The sequence below is a fragment of the Jejubacter calystegiae genome (genome assembly GCF_005671395.1).
Taxonomy (GTDB): domain Bacteria; phylum Pseudomonadota; class Gammaproteobacteria; order Enterobacterales; family Enterobacteriaceae; genus Jejubacter; species Jejubacter calystegiae.
This window is the reverse complement of record NZ_CP040428.1, coordinates 4,321,711-4,345,559: the sequence shown is the minus strand read 5'-3', so window position 1 is coordinate 4,345,559 and position 23,849 is coordinate 4,321,711. Positions and strand designations below refer to the sequence as shown.

At 53.7% G+C, this 23,849-nt stretch carries 36 protein-coding genes and 1 pseudogene; 12 read left to right on the top strand and 25 right to left on the bottom strand.

The features are described from left to right. The first annotated feature begins 49 nt into the window (after positions 1 to 49). From zwf to FEM41_RS20305, 3 genes are all read left to right on the top strand, one after another. Positions 50 to 1,528: a glucose-6-phosphate dehydrogenase gene (zwf, locus tag FEM41_RS20315; protein ID WP_138097987.1), complete on the top strand. Its 1,479-nt coding sequence runs from the start codon at positions 50 to 52 to the stop codon at positions 1,526 to 1,528. Between the two features lie 236 nt (positions 1,529 to 1,764). Next, complete coding sequence (gene edd / locus FEM41_RS20310) at positions 1,765 to 3,576, top strand: phosphogluconate dehydratase (protein WP_138097986.1); 1,812 nt, start codon at positions 1,765 to 1,767, stop codon at positions 3,574 to 3,576. A 52-nt stretch (positions 3,577 to 3,628) separates the two neighbouring features. Then, positions 3,629 to 4,270: a bifunctional 4-hydroxy-2-oxoglutarate aldolase/2-dehydro-3-deoxy-phosphogluconate aldolase gene (locus FEM41_RS20305; protein WP_138097985.1), complete on the top strand. Its 642-nt coding sequence runs from the start codon at positions 3,629 to 3,631 to the stop codon at positions 4,268 to 4,270. A 37-nt stretch (positions 4,271 to 4,307) separates the two neighbouring features. On the opposite strand, the gene purT is transcribed toward FEM41_RS20305, so the two are convergent. Beyond that, entirely contained in the window at positions 4,308 to 5,489 is a 1,182-nt protein-coding gene (gene purT, locus FEM41_RS20300) for a formate-dependent phosphoribosylglycinamide formyltransferase (protein ID WP_138097984.1), read from the bottom strand. 124 nt (positions 5,490 to 5,613) lie between these two features. Between purT and FEM41_RS20295 the strand changes: the two genes are divergently transcribed. The 3 genes from FEM41_RS20295 to FEM41_RS20285 all read left to right on the top strand — a co-directional run bounded on the left by FEM41_RS20295 (position 5,614) and on the right by FEM41_RS20285 (position 8,956). Continuing rightward, on the top strand, positions 5,614 to 5,925 hold the full coding sequence (locus FEM41_RS20295) for a YebG family protein (RefSeq protein ID WP_138097983.1): 312 nt from the start codon (positions 5,614 to 5,616) through the stop codon (positions 5,923 to 5,925). A gap of 161 nt (positions 5,926 to 6,086) precedes the next feature. After that, positions 6,087 to 6,773: a tellurite resistance TerB family protein gene (locus tag FEM41_RS20290; RefSeq protein ID WP_138097982.1), complete on the top strand. Its 687-nt coding sequence runs from the start codon at positions 6,087 to 6,089 to the stop codon at positions 6,771 to 6,773. Between the two features lie 125 nt (positions 6,774 to 6,898). Then, the gene (locus FEM41_RS20285) at positions 6,899 to 8,956 is read left to right on the top strand and encodes a prolyl oligopeptidase family serine peptidase (RefSeq protein WP_138097981.1); all 2,058 of its coding nucleotides are present in this window, start codon (positions 6,899 to 6,901) and stop codon (positions 8,954 to 8,956) included. A gap of 2 nt (positions 8,957 to 8,958) precedes the next feature. On the opposite strand, the gene exoX is transcribed toward FEM41_RS20285, so the two are convergent. The 3 genes from exoX to FEM41_RS20270 form a co-directional block, all read right to left on the bottom strand. Beyond that, complete coding sequence (exoX, locus tag FEM41_RS20280; RefSeq protein WP_138097980.1) at positions 8,959 to 9,621, bottom strand: exodeoxyribonuclease X; 663 nt, start codon at positions 9,619 to 9,621, stop codon at positions 8,959 to 8,961. Between the two features lie 25 nt (positions 9,622 to 9,646). After that, complete coding sequence (locus FEM41_RS20275; RefSeq protein ID WP_138097979.1) at positions 9,647 to 10,384, bottom strand: carbon-nitrogen hydrolase family protein; 738 nt, start codon at positions 10,382 to 10,384, stop codon at positions 9,647 to 9,649. Between the two features lie 126 nt (positions 10,385 to 10,510). Then, positions 10,511 to 10,741, bottom strand: coding sequence for a DNA polymerase III subunit theta (locus FEM41_RS20270; protein ID WP_138097978.1), 231 nt, complete (start codon positions 10,739 to 10,741; stop codon positions 10,511 to 10,513). A 149-nt stretch (positions 10,742 to 10,890) separates the two neighbouring features. Between FEM41_RS20270 and yobA the strand changes: the two genes are divergently transcribed. From yobA to FEM41_RS20255, 3 genes are read left to right on the top strand one after another with little or no spacing between them, the layout of a single operon-like run. After that, positions 10,891 to 11,259 (top strand): CopC domain-containing protein YobA, encoded by a 369-nt coding sequence (yobA, locus tag FEM41_RS20265; RefSeq protein ID WP_138097977.1) that lies wholly within the window; start codon positions 10,891 to 10,893, stop codon positions 11,257 to 11,259. A 1-nt stretch (position 11,260) separates the two neighbouring features. Continuing rightward, the gene (gene copD / locus FEM41_RS20260) at positions 11,261 to 12,136 is read left to right on the top strand and encodes a copper homeostasis membrane protein CopD (protein WP_138097976.1); all 876 of its coding nucleotides are present in this window, start codon (positions 11,261 to 11,263) and stop codon (positions 12,134 to 12,136) included. A 21-nt stretch (positions 12,137 to 12,157) separates the two neighbouring features. After that, positions 12,158 to 12,499, top strand: a complete 342-nt coding sequence (locus tag FEM41_RS20255) for a YebY family protein (protein ID WP_138097975.1) — start codon at positions 12,158 to 12,160, stop codon at positions 12,497 to 12,499. Positions 12,500 to 12,821: 322 nt separating this feature from the next. Here the strand turns inward: FEM41_RS20255 and FEM41_RS20250 are convergent, their stop codons facing one another. The 18 genes from FEM41_RS20250 to FEM41_RS20170 all read right to left on the bottom strand — a co-directional run bounded on the left by FEM41_RS20250 (position 12,822) and on the right by FEM41_RS20170 (position 20,612). After that, positions 12,822 to 13,907, bottom strand: coding sequence for a tyrosine-type recombinase/integrase (locus FEM41_RS20250; protein WP_138097974.1), 1,086 nt, complete (start codon positions 13,905 to 13,907; stop codon positions 12,822 to 12,824). Then, positions 13,876 to 14,148: an excisionase gene (locus FEM41_RS20245; RefSeq protein ID WP_138097973.1), complete on the bottom strand. Its 273-nt coding sequence runs from the start codon at positions 14,146 to 14,148 to the stop codon at positions 13,876 to 13,878. The genes FEM41_RS20250 and FEM41_RS20245 overlap by 32 nt, the downstream gene beginning before the upstream one ends. A 155-nt stretch (positions 14,149 to 14,303) precedes the next feature. Beyond that, positions 14,304 to 14,957, bottom strand: coding sequence for a DUF551 domain-containing protein (locus FEM41_RS24650; RefSeq protein ID WP_168198835.1), 654 nt, complete (start codon positions 14,955 to 14,957; stop codon positions 14,304 to 14,306). Beyond that, a complete protein-coding gene (locus FEM41_RS20235) occupies positions 14,954 to 15,169 on the bottom strand; it encodes a hypothetical protein (protein ID WP_138097972.1) in 216 nt (71 codons plus the stop codon). The genes FEM41_RS24650 and FEM41_RS20235 overlap by 4 nt, the downstream gene beginning before the upstream one ends. A gap of 1 nt (position 15,170) precedes the next feature. After that, entirely contained in the window at positions 15,171 to 15,548 is a 378-nt protein-coding gene (locus tag FEM41_RS20230) for a hypothetical protein (protein ID WP_138097971.1), read from the bottom strand. Continuing rightward, positions 15,541 to 15,753, bottom strand: coding sequence for a hypothetical protein (locus FEM41_RS20225; protein ID WP_138097970.1), 213 nt, complete (start codon positions 15,751 to 15,753; stop codon positions 15,541 to 15,543). Before FEM41_RS20225 ends, FEM41_RS20230 begins: the two co-directional genes overlap by 8 nt. Next, positions 15,743 to 16,078: a hypothetical protein gene (locus FEM41_RS20220; protein ID WP_138097969.1), complete on the bottom strand. Its 336-nt coding sequence runs from the start codon at positions 16,076 to 16,078 to the stop codon at positions 15,743 to 15,745. Before FEM41_RS20220 ends, FEM41_RS20225 begins: the two co-directional genes overlap by 11 nt. After that, entirely contained in the window at positions 16,075 to 16,509 is a 435-nt protein-coding gene (locus FEM41_RS20215; protein ID WP_138097968.1) for a plasmid protein, read from the bottom strand. Before FEM41_RS20215 ends, FEM41_RS20220 begins: the two co-directional genes overlap by 4 nt. Then, positions 16,506 to 17,033: a pentapeptide repeat-containing protein gene (locus FEM41_RS20210; protein ID WP_138097967.1), complete on the bottom strand. Its 528-nt coding sequence runs from the start codon at positions 17,031 to 17,033 to the stop codon at positions 16,506 to 16,508. The genes FEM41_RS20215 and FEM41_RS20210 overlap by 4 nt, the downstream gene beginning before the upstream one ends. 2 nt (positions 17,034 to 17,035) lie before the next feature. Further along, positions 17,036 to 17,455 carry a hypothetical protein gene (locus FEM41_RS20205; RefSeq protein ID WP_138097966.1) on the bottom strand — a complete coding sequence of 140 codons (420 nt, stop codon included), beginning with the start codon at positions 17,453 to 17,455 and terminating at the stop codon, positions 17,036 to 17,038. Positions 17,456 to 17,465: 10 nt separating this feature from the next. After that, on the bottom strand, positions 17,466 to 17,762 hold the full coding sequence (locus tag FEM41_RS20200) for a DUF1317 family protein (RefSeq protein WP_138097965.1): 297 nt from the start codon (positions 17,760 to 17,762) through the stop codon (positions 17,466 to 17,468). 17 nt (positions 17,763 to 17,779) lie between these two features. Next, positions 17,780 to 18,262 (bottom strand): siphovirus Gp157 family protein, encoded by a 483-nt coding sequence (locus FEM41_RS20195; protein ID WP_138097964.1) that lies wholly within the window; start codon positions 18,260 to 18,262, stop codon positions 17,780 to 17,782. Next, positions 18,259 to 19,155, bottom strand: coding sequence for a RecT family recombinase (locus FEM41_RS20190; protein ID WP_138097963.1), 897 nt, complete (start codon positions 19,153 to 19,155; stop codon positions 18,259 to 18,261). The genes FEM41_RS20195 and FEM41_RS20190 overlap by 4 nt, the downstream gene beginning before the upstream one ends. Beyond that, the gene (locus tag FEM41_RS20185) at positions 19,155 to 19,457 is read right to left on the bottom strand and encodes a hypothetical protein (protein WP_138097962.1); all 303 of its coding nucleotides are present in this window, start codon (positions 19,455 to 19,457) and stop codon (positions 19,155 to 19,157) included. The genes FEM41_RS20190 and FEM41_RS20185 overlap by 1 nt, the downstream gene beginning before the upstream one ends. Beyond that, positions 19,454 to 19,630, bottom strand: coding sequence for a hypothetical protein (locus FEM41_RS24645; RefSeq protein ID WP_168198834.1), 177 nt, complete (start codon positions 19,628 to 19,630; stop codon positions 19,454 to 19,456). Before FEM41_RS24645 ends, FEM41_RS20185 begins: the two co-directional genes overlap by 4 nt. A gap of 78 nt (positions 19,631 to 19,708) precedes the next feature. Then, positions 19,709 to 20,017, bottom strand: coding sequence for a superinfection exclusion protein (locus FEM41_RS20180; protein ID WP_138097961.1), 309 nt, complete (start codon positions 20,015 to 20,017; stop codon positions 19,709 to 19,711). 95 nt (positions 20,018 to 20,112) lie between these two features. After that, positions 20,113 to 20,310: a DUF7167 family protein gene (locus FEM41_RS20175; RefSeq protein ID WP_138097960.1), complete on the bottom strand. Its 198-nt coding sequence runs from the start codon at positions 20,308 to 20,310 to the stop codon at positions 20,113 to 20,115. Continuing rightward, positions 20,310 to 20,612: a hypothetical protein gene (locus tag FEM41_RS20170; RefSeq protein WP_241666536.1), complete on the bottom strand. Its 303-nt coding sequence runs from the start codon at positions 20,610 to 20,612 to the stop codon at positions 20,310 to 20,312. Before FEM41_RS20170 ends, FEM41_RS20175 begins: the two co-directional genes overlap by 1 nt. 199 nt (positions 20,613 to 20,811) lie before the next feature. On the opposite strand from FEM41_RS20170, the gene FEM41_RS24640 reads away from it, so the two are divergent. Further along, on the top strand, positions 20,812 to 21,684 hold the full coding sequence (locus FEM41_RS24640; protein ID WP_168198833.1) for a hypothetical protein: 873 nt from the start codon (positions 20,812 to 20,814) through the stop codon (positions 21,682 to 21,684). Between the two features lie 52 nt (positions 21,685 to 21,736). On the opposite strand, the pseudogene FEM41_RS25215 reads toward FEM41_RS24640, so the two are convergent. Then, positions 21,737 to 21,970 (bottom strand): annotated as a pseudogene (locus tag FEM41_RS25215) (DUF7666 domain-containing protein); the annotation flags it as partial. Positions 21,971 to 22,320: 350 nt separating this feature from the next. On the opposite strand from FEM41_RS25215, the gene ghoS reads away from it, so the two are divergent. After that, positions 22,321 to 22,605, top strand: coding sequence for a type V toxin-antitoxin system endoribonuclease antitoxin GhoS (gene ghoS, locus FEM41_RS20160; RefSeq protein ID WP_138097959.1), 285 nt, complete (start codon positions 22,321 to 22,323; stop codon positions 22,603 to 22,605). Here the strand turns inward: ghoS and FEM41_RS20155 are convergent. Both FEM41_RS20155 and FEM41_RS20150 read right to left on the bottom strand, forming a co-directional pair. Then, positions 22,579 to 22,815: a hypothetical protein gene (locus tag FEM41_RS20155; RefSeq protein ID WP_138097958.1), complete on the bottom strand. Its 237-nt coding sequence runs from the start codon at positions 22,813 to 22,815 to the stop codon at positions 22,579 to 22,581. The two genes, ghoS and FEM41_RS20155, sit on opposite strands and share 27 nt — an antisense overlap. A 9-nt stretch (positions 22,816 to 22,824) precedes the next feature. Beyond that, positions 22,825 to 23,199 carry a transcriptional antitermination N peptide gene (locus tag FEM41_RS20150; RefSeq protein WP_138097957.1) on the bottom strand — a complete coding sequence of 125 codons (375 nt, stop codon included), beginning with the start codon at positions 23,197 to 23,199 and terminating at the stop codon, positions 22,825 to 22,827. 397 nt (positions 23,200 to 23,596) lie between these two features. Here FEM41_RS20150 and FEM41_RS20145 point away from each other — a divergent pair, with 397 nt between their 5' ends. Next, positions 23,597 to 23,800, top strand: a complete 204-nt coding sequence (locus tag FEM41_RS20145; protein ID WP_138097956.1) for a hypothetical protein — start codon at positions 23,597 to 23,599, stop codon at positions 23,798 to 23,800. Positions 23,801 to 23,849: the final 49 nt, after the last annotated feature.

Sequence of the window (23,849 nt, the reverse complement as noted above, 5' to 3'; positions counted from 1 at the left end):
TACAAGCGGTCTGGCATAAGCCGGGCCAGCCGGAACGAGGAGAAAAGACATGGCGGTAACGCAAACAGCCCAGGCATGCGACCTGGTCATTTTCGGCGCAAAAGGCGATCTTGCGCGCCGTAAACTGCTGCCTTCCCTGTATCAGTTGGAAAAGGCGGGCCAGATTCATCCCGATACGCGTATTCTGGGGGTGGGGCGCGCGGACTGGGATAAAGAGTTCTATACCGGCGTGGTTCGTGAAGCGCTCGAAACCTTTATGAAAGAGCCGATTGATGAGGCGCTGTGGCAGACCCTGAGCGGTCGCCTGGACTTCTGTAATCTGGATGTCAACGACCAGAAAGGCTTCACCCGACTGGGGAAAATGCTCGATCAGAAGAGTCGGATCACCATTAACTATTTCGCCATGCCGCCCAGCACCTTCGGCGCCATCTGTCAGGGGCTGGGCGCCGCGAAGCTGAACGCCAAACCGGCTCGCGTGGTGATGGAAAAGCCGCTCGGTACTTCACTGGCGACTTCCCGTGAAATTAATGACCAGGTGGGCGAGTTCTTCGAAGAATGCCAGGTTTATCGCATCGACCACTATCTGGGTAAAGAGACGGTACTCAACCTGCTGGCGCTGCGTTTCGCCAACTCCCTGTTCGTCAATAACTGGGATAATCGCACCATCGATCACGTAGAGATCACCGTGGCCGAAGAAGTGGGCATTGAAGGGCGCTGGGGCTACTTTGACCAGGCTGGCCAGATGCGCGATATGGTGCAGAACCACCTGCTGCAGATTCTGTGCATGATCGCGATGTCGCCGCCCGCCGATCTGACCGCCGACCATATCCGTAACGAGAAGGTGAAGGTTCTGCAGTCTCTGCGTCGCATCGATCGCACCAACGTGCGCGATAAAACGGTGCGTGGGCAGTATACCTCGGGCTTTGCTCAGGGCAAAAAAGTGCCGGGGTATCTGGACGAAGAGGGGGCAAATAAGAGCAGCAATACCGAAACCTTCGTCGCCATTCGGGTGGATATTGATAACTGGCGCTGGTCCGGCGTGCCGTTCTATCTGCGTACCGGTAAGCGTCTGCCGACTAAGTGTTCGGAAGTGGTGGTCTACTTCAAGAACCCGGCCCTGAACCTGTTTAGGGAGTCCTGGCAGGAGCTGCCCCAGAATAAGCTGACCATTCGTCTGCAGCCGGATGAAGGGGTGGATATCCAGGTCCTGAATAAGGTGCCGGGGCTGGATCATAAACACAACCTTCAGACCACCAAGCTGGATCTGAGTTATTCCGAAACCTTCAACCAGACCCATCTGGCGGATGCCTATGAAAGGCTGCTGCTGGAGACCATGCGCGGCATTCAGGCGCTGTTCGTACGGCGCGATGAAGTGGAAGAGGCGTGGAAATGGGTGGATTCCATTACCGAAGCCTGGGCGGCGGACAACGATGCGCCCAAACCGTATCAGGCGGGCTCCTGGGGGCCAGTGGCCTCGGTGGCGATGATCACCCGCGATGGCCGCTCCTGGAATGAGTTCGAGTCCTGATTATCACGATCGTGTCATAGGGTTATTTTACCGGTAACATGATCTGACTCAGCAGAGTTGAAAATTTTTTTGTTTTAAAGCCCCGTCCGGATTCACCGACGGGGCTTTTTTCATTACACTAGCTGAAGCGATTTTGCCACTGGTGGTGCGGGAGAGAAGAGATAAGTCAGCGTCATCACTGTTTCTGATACTCCGTACCAGCCGCCTGACGGCGACACAGATAATGAGGACCCTTTATGAATCCGAAAATGTTACGCGTAACAAATCGCATCATCGAGCGTTCGCGCCCGACCCGGGAAGCCTACCTGGCCCGCATTGAACAAGCGAAGAGCAACACCGTCCGTCGCTCCCAGCTAGCCTGCGGTAACCTGGCACACGGTTTCGCGGCTTGCCAGCCGGGGGATAAAGCTTCTCTGAAAAGCATGCTGCACAACGATATCGCCATTATCACCGCCTACAACGACATGCTGTCCGCACATCAGCCCTATGAGAACTACCCGAATAAAATTCGTCAGGCGCTGCATGAAGTGGGTGCGGTAGGGCAGGTGGCCGGTGGCGTTCCGGCAATGTGCGATGGCGTGACTCAGGGGCAGGACGGCATGGAGCTGTCGCTGCTGAGCCGTGAAGTGATCGCCATGTCCGCGGCCGTTGGGCTGTCCCACAATATGTTCGATGGCGCGCTGTTCCTGGGGGTCTGCGATAAAATCGTCCCCGGTCTGACCATGGCCGCGCTCTCCTTCGGTCATCTGCCGTCGGTATTCATCCCCTCCGGCCCTATGGCCAGCGGTTTGCCAAATAAAGAGAAGGTCCGTATCCGTCAGCTGTATGCCGAAGGTAAAGCAGATCGTGCAGCGCTGCTGGATGCCGAGGCCGCCTCCTATCACGCGCCTGGCACCTGTACCTTCTACGGCACCGCCAACACCAACCAGATGGTGGTGGAGTTTATGGGGATGCAACTGCCGGGCTCTTCCTTTATTCAGCCGGACGCGCCGCTGCGCGACGCGCTGACCGCAGCGGCGGCTCAGCAGGTGACGCGTATGACCGGCAACGGTAACGACTGGATGCCGCTGGGTAAAATGATTGATGAAAAGGTGGTGGTCAACGGCATGGTGGCTTTGCTGGCGACCGGCGGATCCACCAATCACACCATGCACCTGGTGGCCATGGCGCGCGCCGCCGGCATAATCATTAACTGGGACGATTTCTCTGAGCTTTCCGATGTGGTTCCGCTGTTGGCGCGCCTGTATCCCAACGGCCCGGCGGATATCAACCACTTCCAGGCTGCGGGCGGGGTACCGGTACTGATGCGCGAACTGCTGAAAGGCGGTCTGCTGCATGAAGATGTCAACACCGTGGCAGGCCGCGGTCTGAACCACTACACCATGGAGCCGTGGCTGAATAACGGTAAGCTGGACTGGCGCGAAGGGGCTGAAAATTCGTTGGATCCGGAGGTTATCGCCACCTTTGATCAACCCTTCTCCCATCACGGCGGTACCAAAGTGCTGAGCGGTAACCTGGGCCGTGCCGTAATGAAGACCTCTGCGGTACCGCTGGATAATCAGGTGATTGAAGCTCCGGCGGTGATTTTCGAGAGTCAGCACGATGTGGTACCGGCTTTCGAAGCCGGCAAACTGGATCGCGACTGCGTGGTGGTGGTGCGCCATCAGGGGCCGAAAGCGAACGGAATGCCAGAATTACATAAACTCATGCCGCCACTTGGTGTATTATTGGACCGCGGTTTCAAAATTGCGCTGGTGACCGACGGACGCCTGTCTGGCGCCTCGGGTAAGGTTCCTTCCGCTATCCATGTCACGCCGGAAGCATACGACGGCGGGCTGCTGGCGAAGGTCCGCGAAGGCGACATGATTCGGGTCAACGGCCAGACCGGCGAGCTGATGCTGCTGGTGGATGATAGCGAACTGGCTGAGCGCACCCCTGAACATCCGGATCTTAGCGCCATGCGCGTTGGTACCGGGCGCGAACTGTTTGGCGCGCTGCGTGAAAAACTGTCCGGCGCAGAGCAGGGAGCCACCTGTATTACCTTTTAAATCCCGCGCATTGCGGGGAAGACAGATTAACCTTCACGGGAGAGATTCTCTGATGAATAACTGGAAAACGAGTGCGGAACAGATCCTGAAGAGCGGTCCGGTAGTACCGGTCATCGTTGTCAAAAAACTGGAGCATGCGGTACCGATGGCCAAAGCGCTGGTCGCCGGTGGCGTTCGCGTTCTGGAAGTGACCCTGCGTACCGAGTGTGCGATGGAAGCGATCCGTCTGATTGCGAAGGAAGTTCCGGAAGCCATCGTGGGGGCGGGCACCGTTATCAACCCGCAGCAGCTGGCCGAAGTGACCGAGGCGGGTGCGCAGTTCGCCATCAGCCCGGGTCTGACCGAGCCGCTGCTGAAAGCGGCGACCGAAGGGTCCATCCCGCTGATCCCGGGCATTAGCACCGTTTCCGAACTGATGCTGGGCATGGACTACGGTCTGCGTGAGTTTAAATTCTTCCCGGCCGAAGCGAACGGCGGCGTGAAGGCGCTGCAGGCTATCGCAGGTCCGTTCTCCCAGGTGCGTTTCTGCCCGACTGGCGGTATCTCTCCGGCTAACTATCGCGACTACCTGGCGCTGCCGAGCGTGCTGTGCATCGGCGGTTCCTGGCTGGTACCGGGCGATGCCCTGGAGTCTGGCGACTACGCACGCATCACCCAGATTGCGCGTGAAGCCGTGGAAGGCGCGAAGCAGTAATCTTCCGGCCCTCTCCGTTCGGAGAGGGCCGCTTAATTTATTCCCCCTGAACCACTACCGCGTCCGCGGCCGCTCTGGCCCGACTGACGGCATCTTCCGTGGATTCTCCGGTCGTCAGTACCACGCCAAGACGGCGGGTTCCCGCGATTTCCGGTTTGCCGAACAGGCGTAGCTGTAACCCGGCGCCACAGGCGTTTTCCACGCCGCTGAAACGCAGATCCTGGCTGGTTAGCTCCGGTAAAATAACCGCAGAGGCCGCCGGTCCGTATTGACGAATCGCGCCTATTGGCAGGCCGAGGAATGCGCGCACGTGCAGCGCGAATTCTGACAGATCCTGAGAGAGCAGGGTGACCATGCCGGTATCGTGGGGACGCGGCGAGACTTCGCTGAATATGACCTCATCGCCGCAGACGAACAGCTCCACGCCAAACAGGCCGTGGCCGCCCAGGGCGGTAACCACCTTGCCCGCCACGTCACGGGCCTGCGCCAGCGCCCGGTCGCTCATCCGCTGGGGCTGCCAGGATTCGCGGTAGTCGCCGTCCTGCTGACGATGGCCGATGGGGTCGCAAAAGTGCAGGCCATCTACGGCGCTGATGGTCAGCAGGGTAATCTCGAAGTCGAAGTTAACCACCCCTTCAACGATAACCCGACCTTTACCCGCGCGGCCGCCCTGTTGGGCGTAGTGCCAGGCCTGTTCAATCTGCCCGGCGCTGCGGATCAGGCTTTGTCCCTTACCGGATGAGCTCATCACCGGCTTAATGATGCAGGGCAGGCCGATCTCTTCAACCGCCTGACGGAAACCTGCCAGGTCGTCGGCGAAGCGGTAGCTGGAGGTCGGGAGCGCCAGCGTTTCGGCCGCCAGACGGCGAATACCTTCCCGGTTCATGGTGAGCTGCGTGGCGCGGGCGCAGGGCACCACATGCGTGCCTGCGCTTTCCAGCGCTATCAGCGCGTCGGTGGCGATGGCTTCGATCTCCGGCACAATGTAGTCCGGGCGCTCTTTGGCCACCAGGGCCTTAATTTGCTCTGCATCCAGCATATTCACGACGTGGCTGCGGTGTGCTACGTGCATGGCGGGGGCGTCGGCATAGCGATCGACGGCGATGACCTCCAGCCCGAGACGCTGGCACTCAATGGCCACCTCTTTTCCCAACTCTCCGGCGCCCAGCAGCATCACGCGCGTGGCGGAAGGACGCAGTGCGGTTCCCAGTACAGACATAGTGATTTCCCCGGTCAAAAAATACAACAACAGCTACGAAAACGTTTGCGTCGGCGACGTAGTTTAGCCAAAACGCCGGGTCTGGTATACTGATTAAAAATCCAGTATACCCGGAGTAAAACCGATGGCGGTTGAAACTAAATACGTTGTTGTACGCAAAGGTGAGGAAAAGATGTCTTTTGCCAGTAAAAAGGAGGCAGACTCCTGGGATAAAATGTTAGATCTGGCGGAGTCGTTCGAAGAGTGGCTGGAAGAGGGGCCAGTGGAGCTGGACGAATCTCAGCGCGAGGCATTAGGTCTGTGGCTGGCGGAGCATAAAGAGACGCTCTCCACCCTGATTAAGACCGGCAAGCGGCCCCAGCCAAAGGCTGCGACAACACCAGAGCAGGAAGAGAAGGCGGCGCCCAAAGCGCGCGCGAAGCATAAAGCGGCCTGAGCCTTTAACCACAAAGAGGGAAAAACCACGTTTTTCCCTCTTTGTCATCAACCTGACGGCCCTTTAGGGCCATTTTGCTTTTTTTGCGTTTCCCGACACTTCCTGACACTGAGTCACTTACCCTGCAAAGTGCATGAATAGATCATTACAGGGGTATTTGCATGGCTAACTGGTTAAATCAACTGCAGTCAATGCTGGGCCAGAGTGGGCAGCAGGGAAGTGCAGGCAAGCAGGAGCAGGGATTAAGTAAGTTACTGGTACCGGGCGCGCTGGGCGGTCTGGCGGGGCTGCTGGTGGCCAGCAAATCGTCGCGCAAGCTATTGACCAAATACGGCGGCAGCGCGTTACTGGTTGGTGGTGGCGCCGTGGCTGGCAGCGTGCTGTGGAACAAGTACAAGCAACGTATGAGCGAAACCCAGCAGCCGCAGCAGCAGCAGGCGCAGCCGGTACAGCCTGCGCTGGCGAATCAGGCATCGCCGCTGGATGAGCGCGCGGAACGTCTGGTACTGGCGCTGGTCTTTGCCGCTAAAAGTGACGGACATATTGATGATCAAGAGCGTCAGGTCATTGAGCAGCAGCTTCAGGAGGCGGGCATTGAACAGGAAGGGCGCGCTCTGGTGCAGCGCGCCATTGAACAGCCTTTGGATCCTCAACGTCTGGCTCAGGGGGTTCGCAATGAAGAAGAGGCGCTGGAGCTCTATTTTCTGAGCTGTGCTGCCATCGACATCGACCACTTTATGGAGCGCAGTTACCTCAATGCGCTGGGTGATGCGCTACAGATCCCCCAGGACGTGCGCGACGGCATCGAGCAGGATATCCAGGCTCAGAAGCGCCAGCTTCCTGAATAATCTTTCCCTCCCCGCCAAAGGCCAAATCCTTCCAGCTGCTGAAGGATAATCGGTATAACTTGCAAGAAGGGCAGATAATGCACACCCTTACAGGTGTGCATTATCCGGAAACAAGAAGAATAACCATGCCCCCAAAAGCAAAAAGAGTGCCGCACGCCATCACCGTTCATGGCGACACCCGTATTGATCACTACTACTGGCTACGCGACGACGACAGGAGCGCTCCCGAGGTGCTTGGCTATTTACGCCAGGAGAATGAGTATGGCCGCCGGATTATGGCTTCCCAGCGCGCGCTTCAGGACCGATTGCTCAAAGAGATGGTCGGGCGAGTGCCGGAGCGTGACGCTTCGGCGCCCTGGGTGAAGAACGGCTACCGTTATCGCTATATTTACCAACAGGGGAATGAGTATGCCTGCTGGCAGCGCCAGCCGGTGGAATCCGGGGAGCAGGAACCCTGGCAGATCCTGCTGGATGCCAATGAACGCGCCGCCCACAGCGAGTTTTACACCCTGGGGGGCATGAATGTGGCCCCAGATAATCAGGTGATGGCGATAGCGGAGGATTATCTGTCGCGTCGCCAGTACAGCCTGCGGTTGCGTAATTTGCAGAGCGGTAACTGGTACCCGGAAGTGCTGGACAATGCCTCGCCGGACTTTGTCTGGGCCAATGATTCGCGCACCCTCTACTATGTCCGCAAACATCCGAAGACCCTGCATCCCTGGCAGGTGTGGCGCCACACTGTCGGCAGTCCGTCCCGGGATGATGAGCTGATCTTCGAAGAGCCGAACGAAGCCTTCTACGTCGGCGTACATAAGAGTTCATCGCAAAAATACGTGCTGATTGATCTCAGCAGCGCCACCACCAGTGAGGTATGGCTGCTGGACGCTAATGCTGAATGTCCCCGTCCTGAATGTTTCCTGGCGCGGCGCCGTCACCATGAATACACCCTGGATCACTACCAGGATGAATTCTGGGTGCGATCGAACCGGGCCGGGAAAAATTTTGGCCTGTGGCGTGCCGCAACGGGGGATGAGTCCGGCTGGCAGACCGTGATTCCGGCCCGGGATGTGGTCATGCTGGAAGGCTTTACCCTGTTTCGCGACTGGCTGGTGGTGGAAGAACGTCAGCGCGGTCTGACCAGCCTGCGCCGTATCCACCGCCAGAGCGGTGAGGAGACAGGCATTGCCTTTGACGATCCGGCCTATGTGACCTGGATAGCCCTGAATCCGGAACCAGAGACGGCCTGGCTGCGCTATGGGTACTCCTCGATGACCACGCCGGATACCCTGTTTGAACTGAATATGGATAGCGGCGAGCGGCGGATACTTAAGCAGACGCCGGTGCCCGGTTTCGATGCCGACGACTACCGCAGCGAGCATCTGTGGATAGCGGCCCGTGATGGAACGAAGGTTCCGGTATCCCTGGTTTATCACCGGCGCCATTTCCGGCGTGGCCATAATCCGCTGCTGGTTTACGGCTATGGCGCATACGGCAGCAGTATTGATGCCGATTTCAGCACCAGTCGCCTGAGTCTGCTGGAGCGCGGTTTCGTATGCGCCATTGCTCACGTGCGCGGCGGCGGAGAGCTGGGCCAGCAGTGGTATGACGACGGAAAACTGCTGAATAAGATGAACAGCTTTACCGACTATCTGGATGTGTGCGATGCCCTGCTGGCGAAGAGCTATGGCGATCCGCAGAAGCTCTTCGCCATGGGGGGCAGCGCTGGCGGACTGCTGATGGGGGCGGTGATTAATATGCGTCCTGAACTGTTTCTCGGCGTGGTGGCGCAGGTGCCCTTTGTGGATGTGCTGACCACCATGCTCGACACGTCGATCCCATTAACCACCGGTGAATTTGAAGAGTGGGGCAATCCGCAGGAGGCGGACTATTACCGCTATATCAAGGCCTACAGTCCCTACGACAACCTGGCGCCCCAGCCTTACCCCCATATGCTGGTGACGACAGGGCTGCACGATTCTCAGGTTCAGTACTGGGAGCCGGCCAAATGGGTGGCGAAACTACGGGAAATGAAGCGTGACGACACCTTGCTGCTGCTGTGTACCGATATGGATTCCGGGCACGGCGGCAAATCGGGACGCTATAAATCCTGGGAAGGGGTGGCCCTGGAGTATGCCTTTATGATCGCCCTGGCTCAGGAGACCCTACCGGGGCGGATGCTGTAATATCAGGCTTCATCGAGCCAGTGGCGCAGGGTCAGGCGCAGGGCCGGAGACATCTGTTTAAGATTGCCCGCCATCCAGCGCAGATAGCCGGGATCGCGCTCGGCGATATCAGCAAAAGGCTGGCCGCGATATTTACCGAACGGCAGGCTTTCCAGCAGCGTGGGGCGGCCAGTGATGGTGACCATCTGATCCGGCGTCCAACTGCTCTCTTCCATAATACGCAGCAGCAGGGCCGCGGTGATATAGCAATCATACAGGGCGCGGTGATGATGGAGATCGGGGGGTGTTTCCACGTGCAGCTTCAGGGATTTGTACAGACCCATATTGCTATAACGGATACCGGGCCACAGGTGGCGGGCAAGGCGCATGGTACAGATCCATTCGCCGGACATTTCCGGCAGTACCCGCTGATCGAAGCTGGCATTGTGAGCGACATACCAGGGGCTGCCCTGATAGCGGGGAATTACCTCTTCAATCCAGGGCTGGTCGGCGACCATCGCTTCGGTAATGTGGTGAATGGCCATCGCCTGGGGGCTGATGGGTCTCTCGGGGCGTACCAGATTGCTCATGGGGTTGACCATTTTTCCGTCGATGATATCGATGGAGGCCACCTCGACCACGCCGCCGTGCAGGTCGCAGGTTTCTGTATCAATAACGCGTAGCATCAGTCTCTCCGCCAGCTGAATAGCGTTAGCGTACAGGAACCACTTCCCCCTGCCAACCCTGAGGCGCGCGTCGGCCTATCACCAGCAGCTCCTGCTGCTCTGCGCGCACGACCAACTGTCCGCGTTCATCCCAGAAGGCGCTGCGACCCGGGCTATATCCGCCATTAAGCGGCTCGATTTTATTCGCCATCAGCACTGCCATGCCGTATTTATGAGCCCAGCGCTGAAGGTACATGACATCGTGCTGCCAGCTGGCTTCGGAGACAAAACCGCCAGTGGCGTAGAGGCTGGCTCCCAGCCCGGCGGCGCTACGCGGCAGCGCCTCTTCATGGCTGGGGGTATCCACCGCGAGCGCGAAACTGTATTCACCGCTGCCGATGACCGGCATTTCAGGGCAGGGGGTAAACCAGTCCCCGGCCCCGGTATGGGGTTTACGGCAGGAAACCTGCCCGCCGTCGGGCATAAAACCCAGGGCGCCGGCGGGGAAGCCCTGAGCATCCCGATGCGGCAGACCCACAACGACAGTCATCCGATGGCGCATTGCCGCCTGCTGTAACGGCTGTAACAGAGGAGAATCAGCCGCCAGCCCCGCGCCGTCATCGATCTGCTCATTGGCACAGACCAGCGAGTTTTCCGGGAAGATCAGTAGATCGACGAACTCGCGTGCGGCATGCTCGATAAAATTAAGGTGGTGGCGAATATTCTCTTCTACACCGCCGGGTCGGGCGGCATATTGTGCGGCGGCAACACTCCACGGGGGCATTGTCTTTTCCTTTCTCCGTTGCTAACCCGTCGTCCTGACGGGTCGCTCATCCTTTGATATTAGATGTCATATTATACGAGAAAAATCTTAGCAAAGGCTCTGTAAGGAAATGTCACCGGAGTGAAATTATTTTGATTTCGGCTCATAAGGCAGTCGGGAAAGGTTAACCGACGCCAGTCTGTGGGCGATTAGTCTTTCCCTAAACCACTCACGCAGTGGTTCCGGCTGTTCTCTTTCCACGGCTTCGGCGATAACCGGCATATTGTAGCGCTCTTTAAACGCGACCCCTGCCGCAGCCAGATCGACGTTAACTTTGTCCATCTCCTCCTGAGGGAGCTGTGCAAGATTGTTGTTCATCGCGGTCTCCATTTTTGGGAATCCAGAAGGTACTGCCTGGCGCACACAATGACAAGTCTTTCCGCGTATGGGGCACCAGACGCGCTGGATTTGACGAGGCTCGACAGTTATTCTTTGGGCCAGATCCATAAACAAAAGGAATGACCGGAATGGCCCTGTCCCGTAAACGACTCGCCTCTCTGTTTCTGGCTGCCTCTTTGACGCCTTCCCTGGCACTGGCTCACGCCCATCTTCAACAGCAACAACCCGCCGCTGACAGCGTGGCGACGGCGCAAACTAACACCCTGACGCTGACCTTTTCCGAAGGGGTGGAGCCGGCTTTTAGCGGCGTCACCCTGACGGGGCCCCAACAGCAGAAGGTCGCCACTGGTCCCGCCAGTCTGGCGTCCGGAAACGATCGCCAACTGATTGTACCGATCAAGGCTGAACTGTCCCCTGGCAACTATCAGGTGGACTGGCACGTGGTGTCGGTCGATAGCCACAAAACTAAGGGTAGCTATCAGTTTAGTGTGAAGTAAGATGCTGCATCTGGTTGCGGTTGCGATGCGCTTTAGTCACGATCTGGCACTGATGCTGCTGGTGGGATCGGCCATCTGTAGCGTACTGCTCAGCTCCGGCCGTTTTGCCTCTGTGGTGACCCGCCGTCTGGCGCGTTTGTGGAGTGCTGCCGCACTCTTGAATCTCGTGAGCGCGCTGTTGCTGTTTGCGCTGCAGGGGGGATTGATGGGGCAGGGATGGAGCGATGTGCTAAACCCTGATATCTGGCGCATGCTGCCGGGCACCCGCTTTGGCGCGGTATGGCTGTGGCAGATGGTACTGGCGTTGATCATTGTTGCAGTAACCTTGCTGAGGCCGCCGCGCCGCTCGCCGTTGCTGCTCTGTCTGGCGGCTTTACAGCTGGCGTTACTGGCCGGTACCGGGCATGCGGCGATGCATGACGGTGTCGCCGGGGCGCTGCATCGTACTAACCATGCCGTTCATCTGCTGGCCGCCGCCTGGTGGGTCGGTGGACTGGTACCGCTGCTGGTCTGTATGCGGATGGCGACAAAGCCGCGCTGGCGCAAGTCGGCGATTGCGGCCATGATGCGCTTTTCGCGCTATGGCCACCTGGCTGTGGCGCTGGTCATTGCCACCGGCGCCATCAACAGCCTGGCGATACTGGGCTGGCACTGGTCGTGGCAGGGCGACTACGTTCGGCTGCTATTGCTTAAAATGGGGTTGGCGAGCGTCATGGTGGCGATCGCGCTGGTTAATCGTTACCTGCTGGTGCCGCGTTTTGCGCAAAGCGCGGGCGTGGCGCAGCAGCGTTTTATTATACTGACCCGGGTGGAAATGGCGCTGGCGCTGGCTGTGCTGCTGTGCGTGAGCCTGTTTGCCACCCTGGAACCTTTTTAACTGAATGGTACTTGAGTGCTGATGAAAAAAATCGCAATAACCCTGCTGCTGCTCGCCGCCTCCGGCGCGGCGTTGGCCGCACCTAAGGTGATCACCGTAAGCCGTTTTGAAATAGGGAAAGATAAGTGGGCGTTTAACCGTGAAGAGGTGATGCTGAGCTGTCGCACTGGTAATGCCCTGTTTGTGATCAATCCCAGTACCCTGATGCAGTATCCGTTAAACGATGTGGCGAAAGCGCGGGTCGCAGACGGGAAAAGCACCGGCCAGCCCCTGGAAACCATTATGATTGACGACCCGGCGCATCCGGGGCAGAAGATGAGTCTGGCGCCCTTTATCGAGCGGGCGCAAAAACTGTGTAATTAACTGACCTGGCATAAAAAAACCGCCATTACCGGTATCGGTATGGCGGTTTTTTACTGAGACGAGTAGTCGCAGCGCCGGTTTTTTTCGTCCAGAAAAGGGGGCCGGACTGGAAAACCTGCGACTCTCATCTATTCTTTAAAGGGCAAGGCGACTTAGCCTGCATTAATGCCAACTTTTAGCGCACGGCTCTCTCCCAAGAGCCATTTCCCTGGACCGAATATAGGAATCGTATTCGGTCTTTTTTTATCTGTATGTTTTTAAACGTGTTTTTATCGTCTCTCACGAAAGGACACGAAAATCTCCCGAAATCTTCATATCCTGTCTAAACCATATCATACTCAGCACCCCTGGAGTCCAGGTATTTTTGCGTCATTGTTAAATTCTTGTGACCAAGAAGTTTCCTTGCAAATTCTTCCCCGCGTTCCCTTTCATACAACCTGCTGGCGAGGCTCCTGATTTCGTGGAAAGAGGGCGGGTTAGGTCCGAACCTTAATCCTGATACATCCCTCATATCAGAAAAAGCCTGGGTCAGTCCATCTGGCGTTAGTGGCCCTGGCTTTCTTCCTCCGCGACGCACGGCTGAGTAAATCATATAATCAGATGGGTTGTTAACCCGACATTGGTCTATGACATCCTGCAATACCAGCCCTGCCGCGTCCAGTGTTAAATCCAGAGGAATAGCGAGTTTGTGACCAGTCTTCTCCTGCTCTACAAACAGACGCCCATCTTTTATGTGGCTGAATTGAAATTTGGCTACATCTTCTCGCCTCTGACCTGTTACCAGCGCCAGATTGAAAGCGTTGGCGGCCCATGACGAGCTGCTGAACGCGGCATCCCTGATGATTATGAATGGCTCAAGAAGAAGCCTCTCCCTCTTAACCTCTGGCGTTGGCGTCCTTGTCGGCTCTACAGGATTTCTTTCAAGATGGCCTTCCACTATCGCCTCCCTGAATATGTCCATCAGAACAGATCGGAGACCGGCAGCCATGCTTTTCTTCCCGCATGAGACGTATGACTCCAGAAATTCAGAGATGTCCTTTGTCGATATTGCGGACAGAGGAAACCGGCCAAATTCATCATCTATGGTTTGTAGTTGATTGTTCCTGACCTTCATCGTGTTGGGCTTCAATTCACGGCGCTCCAGAATGACCCTGTATCGCTTGAGCCACTCAGTCACTGTGAATGTGGGGACATCTTTGATGCGGTCGAGCAGGGTAGAGGGGATGTAGTTCTGCTCTATATAGTTGTTGGCTTCGATGGCCTGAGCGATTGCATCCTTGCGTGATATGCGCCCCAGCGAAATTTCTTGGCCGGTCATCGGATTGCGCCATGAGTAGATTTTGTTGCGTTTACGATAGGTCAGGTTACGGGGTAAGTTAGCGTCGTAACGGGCTGGCCTGTTCGCCATGTTTTAATCTCTCCAGTAGCGTGCCTTTACTCGGCAGTTTTACGTGTTTAGGCTTTGGCTTGAGGTTCTTCTTGCTGGGGTCTACATACACCGCGTCATGCTGAACCTTGTACTCCCGGCCGTGTAGCTCCGGGGCAGGGTAGATACGCCCCTCCCTGGTCCATCGCTGCAACGTTCTCAGTGAGGGCGGAGTTTCATAGTGCGCGTCAGCCCATTGCAACAACGTAAGCAACTTTGCCATTTGTCTCTCCTGTGTATTTTCCACATCTGCTATGCAAATCAACGCAAAATAAAAAGGCCGCCTGATGGCAGCCTCATATGATTAAATGATTGTTTGATTACTTCTTGGCGGCTCCCGGCCATCTTCAAATTCAACGACGAAGGTCACCTTTCCCATCACTTCACCTCCGGCGCTGCGGGCAGCGGCATCCAGTGTGTGACGATACCTTTCCACCATTGGCGTAGATATGTCACGTTCCACACACCAACATTGAATCCTCCGTTCGGCTCCTTGCCTTTTTCGTACAAAACCAGATAGCCGGTTGCGCAGCCAGCAGCATCAACGCTTTCTTCCGGCATCCGCTCACTGCACGGAATCCAACGATCCGGGATTTCCGGAGAGTTGCTATTTCGCATGGTACCCTCACCGATGAGGGTACCATCATGAGACTGGAGCATTGCTGCGCGGCAGTGGTTGAATGCATCCATAGCCGAGCCAGCTTCCTGTCTGCCCGTCTCCCGGCAAAACTTCACTGCATCTTGAATCGTCCATTCATCAGGCACCGCCAGCGGCTTAGGCTCCGCGTAGAGCTTAACTGGCTTGTGAATCACACCCTCCGTTCCAGTCGGGAAGATGTATGAGAACCCAATCTTTACCAGGTCGCTCAACTCGTCCTCTCTGGTCAGTGCCACCGGCTCCTGCGCCCGCAGCCGCTCCAGTTCCAGCATGGCGCACGCCATTTCCCGAATTTCACCTCCGTCGATATCATCAATATCTTCACGGTCAGAAATGCATGAAATCCACTCTAAACGCTCTTTGCTAATGCTCACTGTTCGGCCTCCTTGTCTATCTCTTTCGCTCGCTTCTCTGCTTCGTGAAAATCCCAATCGACACGATGAGCAATAAAACTGGCGTAATTAACAGCCCGTAAAATCATCTCGTCTAATTCTTTTATCGTCATTTTCATTTCTTGGTTTCTGTTCAGAATTTCAGCACGCTGAATCTGCCAGTCGTTGCATGCCTCAAGTAATGAACTAGCCATATCACACCACCTCGCACTCTATGCCAGCTTCACGGCATGCTGATACGAACGCATGACGACATTTTGATACTGCCTCGTTGTGCGTTATATCGCTCATTCTCTCGACGCTGCGTATTTCAGGCAGCTCAACACGCACCCGGCGTGATTCCAGTTCATTACGCGCCTTTCGCATATCATCACGCATAGCCAGCGCGGCAGCTTCCATTGCTAATTTTTCGCGTTCCAGTTCTGCAACATACGCCAGCACACGCAATAAATTTTCCGGACTGGCTTCATCCTGCCAGTCATCAGAAGTGTCGCCATTTTCACGACATTTAATTTCATCGTGTGCGGCAGCGGTTAATTTTTTAATCAGTTCTTTCACGCTTAATTCACTCATCGACAACAATCTCCCTTTCAATTCTAACTGTGTATTTGTATTTGACCGGGCTAAACTCGCCGCTGGCGATTGCGTCATCAATTGATGAATATCCATCCCTGCGAATTAAATAGGCGATAACGTCATCACTGGTATCAGTTATCTGATGCTCTCCCAGTACGACATTTATGTCGGTTATTATTGACATGAGTTCTTTATTCGCCATTGCTGCGGGCCTCCCTGAGCCAGACACATACCGGACCCTCTTCGGTGTCATGAATTGATGCGATAAACCAGCCTTCACCATTCGGTTTTGATGGGCTCCATTCGCTGATATCAGTTTCGCCATCTTCGAAATAACGTTTTCTTATTTCATCGTCACCATCATTTTCAAGCAGCGTAATAGTGCTTTCCAGACCATGCTTTCTTTCCCAGGCTTGAAACTCTTCTTGTGAAATAACTTCTCTGTCGCCGAACAGAGCAGAATAGTCAGGATGAGTCCAATACCCTTCTTCGTTGCGTTCTACATGTAATTCAATAATCGTGCTCATGCCGCCCCCTTGCCGCTGCTTTTCATTATTGCTATTGTAAATGGCGTGTCTGGAGTGCCACGAGATTTCGAATTTTCTATAATAAATCCGACTTCATGAACTTTTAGACAATCGCTATATCCCAATTCATATTCCTCACACTCCGGGGAGACAATAAACACAGAGCGGGCTAATGATTCCTGTTCTTCACTCATCGCGATATAACACTGATTCTCATGTATAACTAATGAGCCATCAGCATGACGCAAGAAAACCATGTCAGAGCCAAATTGCCCCACGCTTACACGAATTTGAACGCAGTACCCAACGCGCCCTTGATTGCCGTTAAAATTAGGACCGGTAACAACAAACTGCCCCTGCTTTGGGCGATCGACCATCTTCAGATAATCAATTGACTCAACAATGCGAGCTAACGTAGATTCAAGATTCATGCCGCCCCCTTGCCGCTTCCCAGCCATTCAGGGCGCTCGCCTTTGCCGATATAAAAATCGATAATATCCAACAGGCGCGGGTAAAATCTCAGAGCGTCACGGCCATCCATTTCAGCAATTTCCTGTTTGCTGTAATTTCGCCACTCCTCAACGGTGTGATTCTGGCAACCGGCGCGAACATACTCTCCGTTTGTGATGCTGATGAAATATTTTTCACCCATGATTATGAATGTGTGATCAGGCAGGTCGGCACCGCTCAGGTTGGCACCGCACAGGTTGGCATCGCGCAGGTCGGCACCGCTCAGGTTGGCACCGCGCAGGTCGGCACTGCGCAGGTCGGCACCGCACAGGTCGGCATCGCGCAGGTCGGCACCGCTCAGGTTGGCATAGCACAGGTTGGCATAGCACAGGTTGGCATCGCGCAGGTTGGCATCGCGCAGGTTGGCTCTTGCTCCTCTTTCACGGAAAGACTCAATCCAGATTTTATGCTCGTCGAGTATTTTCGCTAATTCTGCTGAGTTCATTTTTATTCTCCCTTGCCGCTGCGCAGTTCGCTAACGTATTCGACGATTGCAGACGACAATTCCCATTGCGTTTTCATCTCTGAAAGCCCAGCTCGCCTATCGATAAAATCGATAATGTCGCTCATTGCGTTCGCATATCCACGCGCTTCGATATCTGCAATCACTGCGTCGGTGTCCGGTGTTTCCGGGAGTGACATTTTGAATGCCAGGGAAACATCTGACAGATCGATGTTGTCATAGTTAGTGTGACGAAGCGCCACAGCCAGGAAGTTAACGACGGCCTCCCCAGGTCCGAATACATCTTTCTGCGCAGAATTCTCCGCCGCCAGCGCTTCAACTTTTGCATTCAGGTTCTGCACTGTTGCTTCATATGCTGTCAGCGCTTGCGCATGCTCTGATTTCAGCTTCTCAATCTCGTTCATAAACCCTCCGTTAATTTCCTGCCGATATGGCGCTTAACATTTGAATGATGTCCGATTTAGTTCGGTCGAGTTTTTTAGCAATGACCGCCATTGTCCATTTGCTATTGCGCTTGATTAATAACTCGACTTCATACGGTTCCCACGCTTGCTTATGTTTTTCTTTTTTCTCTTCGGTTTCTTCTGCAATGCGATGGGCTTTTAGTGGGTTTTTAGTGAGTGTTCTATCCGGGAGCATCCATCCGCCATACGCTGAGTAATAGCGAATGACGGTGCTCCCACATCTGATATTGTCTGTGGGAGAGTGCATGATTTATTTATCCTGAGTTATTTGATGATGAGAGATGGCTTCCCTGTTTTTATTTTTGCGCCTGGGATATCTTTACCAGACTCAAGAAGGTGCTTAATAGCCATGGTGTCTGGCTTTATTTTTGTCTCATACTCAACAAATTCTGTGGGTAGTAGGTTTGCGTCAATAATATCTACTGACTTTGAGGGGGCGCGAACTGTGACCTGATGAATGCCAGCCCTGATGGTTTTCTTTCCAACAGTTGTCAGAGAGGTCGCTATATACGCCTTGATGCTGGATATTTTTGATTCGCTTACCTTAGCCCTTTCTGATAATGCTCTTGACTCTTCCTTGAGCGCATTGGCGTAAACCAGTTCGTTTTTGCAGATAGATAGAAGTTGCTCTATTTTATCTGTTAGTTCGCCTTCAATTCCTTCTACTGTGTCCGCTATATCCTCTGGTGGTAAATCTGACTCCAGGAGTCGCGCATAATCATTTGCCACTTCATAGAGCTTGGTCATGCTTCAGTTACCTCCAGTTTCTCTTTGCACTCGGCGTAAACAGCCTGGATGTTTTGCTGTAGCTTCATTCCGCGAGTGAGTAAGAAAGCCTCTTTGAAGTATCTCTTCAGGTCTTCCATATTCTCAGAGGCTTCCATGCTTTCACACAGCGACTGAGCCTTATTGAACACCTCCTCCTTTCTGGCATTCTCGGCATTCATAATCTCGCTTTCCGGGACGTGCTCCATAACCGGTTCAGAATGAACCCCTTCGTCTTCGTTGATTACGTGAATTGCGTTATCCAGACGCTCTGTGCGAGGCCAGTACTTACTTGCGCGCTTGACTATGGTCTTGCGAGCCATTTCTTCCCAGAACGTCTTCCATGGGCCATTCTTGGCCTTGCTGGTTGCCTCGGTAGCCTTGATTTCAGAGAGGCTCATTTCTTCAGTGAGATAGTCTCCGCCAGGGGTTTTAACTGTGCAATAACCGCCGACCACGGGGCCACGCTCTCCGAACGCGTTGTATTTGTGTGTCGGGGCCTTATCCAGTCCGTTTGATTCGTATGTGTCGTTCTCATAAACCAGTTTGCACTGGCCCCACAGAATGCACCCGGCAGACTGCGCAAGATGAAGCAGCCCCATATAACTGATATCCAGGCACACAGAGCCATCACGAGGCACCAGGTACGCCAGCTTGCTTGCTGGGTTGAGGGTGATACCGATTGCCGCTACGTTGATAATCGCGTTCTGTGCGCTGGTAGGATTGCTAATCGCAGTTTTTGCGAGATAGTCGTTTTTTTGAAACAACTGAATAGCAAACTGGCTTTCCTTCGCCCATGTGACAGCCTGGTCAGTTAGAGCGCCGACAAAAAGAGGCTCCTGTTGTTTTACAAATTCAACGATACTAAATGACATTACGCCGCCTCCTGGTGTCTGCGCTTAAATATTTCCATCACGTACTCACTAGTCACTCTGAATGTCAGTAAATCCCATAACATTTCCGCCGACTGTTCCTGATATTCGATATCGTGGTCTTCCATAAAAGACACCGCGTCCTCTGTATTTGAATCAGGCTTTATATTGCGGAGTAGGGCGGTGATGGGGTTTGATGATTTGGTTAGCGACTCAACTTCGGCATAAATTCGTTCGTGGTCGTCTTCTGTGAGCATTGCTTTAATACGCTTCAACTCTTCGATATCACGGATACTTAATCTCATGGCTGTCCTTCCTGTGTCAGAAACTCAACCAGTTTTTGCAGCAGACTTTTCCAGCGCGGCGGCGGTACAAATGACGCACTCGACACGCGAAATGACGGATGATGCTGCATAAATTTAATGTAATTAACTGAGCCACCCGGCACGGTGGCCCCTGCATTCATAACAAACTGCATGGGTGTACTCCTTGTTTATTGTGTGCATATCGCAGCTAACGTCATTAGCTCTGATATACGCGCATAAAAAAGCCGCTGTTACGCGGCTGTTTCTTCTTTCAGGCTTTCGAGATATTCTCTCGGGTCGTCGTAACACTGGCATTCGCTATACCAATCGACCCAGCGATCATCTAGTTCCATTTCTTCCAGGTCTTGGTCGGTAAGGCTCTCGTCATACATCTGGAGTCCGTTGGCATTGCAGTAATCTGGCTTGATGTTGTTCTCGTACTGGAATGCGTCGTAGTCTCCAAGGGCGGCCATCATTCGCACACCTTCCTCAACGCTGCTTACTTCTACGATGAATGATTTCATTGGAACTTGCGGGATGTGCCATACACGTAATTTCATAATTTCTCCATAAAAAAGCCCCGGACACGGGGTAATAACTTCAAGGGATAACGAGTTATGCTCACATAGCGCACTGGTTAATGCGCTATATGTGCTTACTCGTCAGTTATTTCTTTGTATCCCCAATCCATTCTTTCCCAGGCGACATCCTTCATTAATTCATCCCGTTCGCGTTCGTTCATATTTTCCCATTCTTCCGATGAAACACCCAGGAAATCCAAGTCAACTTCATCTTCGTATCTGGATTCAATATTCGCACCAGAATCCAGCCAAACTTTAAACTTTCTTCCCATTACTCACCTCCCAGCGCTTTAGATATTGCCGCTCGTGCTTTGTCGTAGCCACATGTACACTCATATCCATTGTGACCGCATGATTTATTCATTCCGCTATGTTCAGCCACGATTAATTGCAATGCCTCAAGAAGCTCAGGGGCCGCAGAGATTAGCCTGGCATCCGCTTCTTCGTAAACAGTGTCGGCAATACATTCTCCTTCGCTCCCGAAATTAATCTCTATATTAGTCAGTAATGAATTATTCCAGTGCGGACATGTTTTTCTGTATGACCAAGGACCGGGCGTCCCTTTAAATTCCATAATATCCTCCAATAAAAAACGAATTATTTGGCAGTCTCAAATTCACCTGACTCATTTAACTGATACCAGACATCAGGCTCGATTCCATTTTCGCCAACCTTGCTTGCGCGGATATGAATTAACTCTCCGTCTTCATCGCGATAGCAGAGTACGATTGCTCCGTTTTTAGATGCGCGAGCCTTCCCTTTAATTCCGAGCGATGCGGCTACAGATTGCGATCCAGATACTTCCGCTGCTGACCGGTAGCCAGTGTTCGTTGCTGCTGACCGGTAGCCAGTGTTCGTTGCTGCTGAACAGTCGCCAGTGTTCGTTGCTGCTGACCGGTAGCCAGTGTTCGTTGCTGCTGAACAGTCGCCAGTGTTCGTTGCTGCTGACCGGTGGCCAGTGTTCGTTGCTGCTGAACAGTCGCCAGTGTTCGTTGCTGCTGACCGGTAGCCAGTGTTCGTTGCTGCTGACCGGTAGCCAGTGTTCGTTGCTGCTGAACAGTCGCCAGTGTTCGTTGCTGCTGACCGGTAGCCAGTGTTCGTTGCTGCTGAACAGTCGCCAGTGTTCGTTGCTGCTGACCGGTGGCCAGTGTTCGTTGCTGCTGAACAGTCGCCAGTGTTCGTTGCTGCTGACCGGTAGCCAGTGTTCGTTGCTGCTGACCGGTAGCCAGTGTTCGTTGCTGCTGAACAGTCGCCAGTGTTCGTTGCTGCTGAACAGTCGCCAGTGTTCGTTGCTGCTGAACAGTCGCCAGTGTTCGTTGCTGCTGACCGGTGGCCAGTGTTCGTTGCTGCTGAACAGTCGCCAGTGTTCGTTGCTGCTGACCGGTAGCCAGTGTTCGTTGCTGCTGACCGGTAGCCAGTGTTCGTTGCTGCTGAACAGTCGCCAGTGTTCGTTGCTGCTGAACAGTCGCCAGTGTTCGTTGCTGCTGACCGGTAGCCAGTGTTCGTTGCTGCTGAACAGTCGCCAGTGTTCGTTGCTGCTGACCGGTGGCCAGTGTTCGTTGCTGCTGAACAGTCGCCAGTCATGTTCTGCTGTTCCAGAGATCTGTCAATTTTACTCCAAATCCAGTCAATTCCCCGCTGAATGAATTCGGGTAGGGTTAGCTCTGTTTTAATAGTGATGCTGGCGCTGGCGATTTTTGTATCACCATTTTCTTTACGGTCAGTGACGCCAAACGAAATAGTTTCTGCGTAGCGACTTTCTGCTGGAGGGTAATAACTAAACACATCGAATGGGCATTCACATGCATGAAATCCAGAGCCGCATGCTTCAACTTTTCCTTCGTGATTATATGATTTTCCGATTTCGAACTGAAAATCACGGCAGGTTAAATCTTTGTTGAATCCCTTATAGGTCACAATTTTGTTGCTCATTTTATTTTTCCTTGAATTTGGCAATAAAAACCCGCCGTAGCGGGTCATAGTTCGTTAAACGTTTAAAATCAGCGGCTTCTCGCCAAGCTTCATCTTCTGTCCGCCAACCGCACTGATGCTTATCAGTTATTCACGCCCCATAATCTGAACCACCAACGAAGAAATATAACTACTGGTGGCGTCGCTATGAGAATGGCAACCCCGGTAAGAGTGCCGATAACCCACCCCTGAATTGCGGCTGGGAATTTGCTAAAGAATTTCTTCATTTAAATATCTCCGGTTGCGCCTGTCTTTTCACCACTTCAGGCTCGGTGGTTCCTTGCTTTCCACAGTCAAAATAAGGATTTTTTATGTCAGACTATCTGGTTCGCGTTGAAATATTTGATGCAGATTCCGATAAGTACGATGAGCTTCACGATGCCATGCAGGCTTTATCTTTTAGCAAAAAGATAATTGGCGAAAGTGGCAGGGTAAGTGTCTTGCCAGATGGAACTTACGTTGGCTCAAGGGTGGAGAGTCCAGCTCAGGTAAGGGATATGGTAAAAAAAGTTGCTGACACATTATCAAGTCGGGACGCTGCAATATTTGTATGCGCTTTCGAACGTTGGTCAGGCTGGCTTTATCCCTGTTCCTGATTCACCTGTTGCTTTCTGTGTGGTGTGCGGCGTCCAGCCCTCCATGGAGATAACTGATGCCATGGCAGCCTCAAGTGCTGCCTTTATCAACTTCTGTCTGAAGTACGCATCATCTGTTGTATCCTTCAGAACTTCGCTTACCGCTGCGAGAGCCGCATCAGCCGCCTCAATTATCTTGCTACCGCTCTTGAATGCCTTGCTTTCGTCCATTTCAATTCCTCACTTAATAATATGCGTTGCGTTTTTACGTACTGTTCGATGGCCTGCGGCAAACAGCGCCACATCCGGCAGGCACATGCCGTTTACATCCGGCAGCTTGTGACCGAACTCGTTGCTGTAAAGGATTGCCGCACGTTCAAGATTCCGTTTGTACTCTCTGCGCTTCCATTCTGCGTCCTGAGCGATGAATTTCAGCGGTGTCGCATCCTCAATCCGCTCTGGCGTGTGATGCTTTCCTTTAGCCTGAATCTGAGCGCGGCTCAGGGTGGGGCGATGCATTCTTTCTGAACTTACCGCAGCATCGCTCTGAAGCGCAGCGCGGAGCTCGCGACGACGGGCTGAAGCTGAACCATTGAAAGATGTTCTGCGCGTCATATAGACCTCCTGATGAACTTTGGTGATGTGGTGAGTGTGACGTTGCGGCTCTATCACAGTTGCGCCAACCGCCATCCCGATTCGATTCACCCCTGTGAGTGCGATTCCGATTACTTTTAGGCTCGGTCACCACATCCCAAAGTTCACTTTGGTCATTCAGGCTTTTCAGCCTCGTAGATTCATCTCTGAATCGTTGTAGGTTCACCGTCCTGGTGAGTAGTGCTCCGTGTTGATGGGATGATTATCACCGTAAGTGGTATTATGGTCAACACCGCAGGAGATAAAAAATTACCGCAAATGATTAAGTTGGTGTATTTAAACGATATTTATTTTTGTAAACGCCATCACCCGCACCTGTGGTAGGCTGGTTAGGTCAAAAATAAAGCGAGGGATTAGCATGAAAAGCGAAGATGAGTTCTTTGCAGAACTTCACCCGCAGGTGGTTGAGGTGTTGGGAATTGCGGTGATGCAGATACTGGTAGAGCAGCGCGAGCCGTCCAGAGAGGCGCTGATAGAGATGATTCAGGTGCTATGGCAGGATGATAACGTGGATTTGGCTGTAGAACTGGCTATTGATACGCTGTCGCTGCCGAAAGGTTAGTGAAAAGTGGATCTCGTTAGAACCCGCGCCGTTGCTTGGTTTGAGTGTT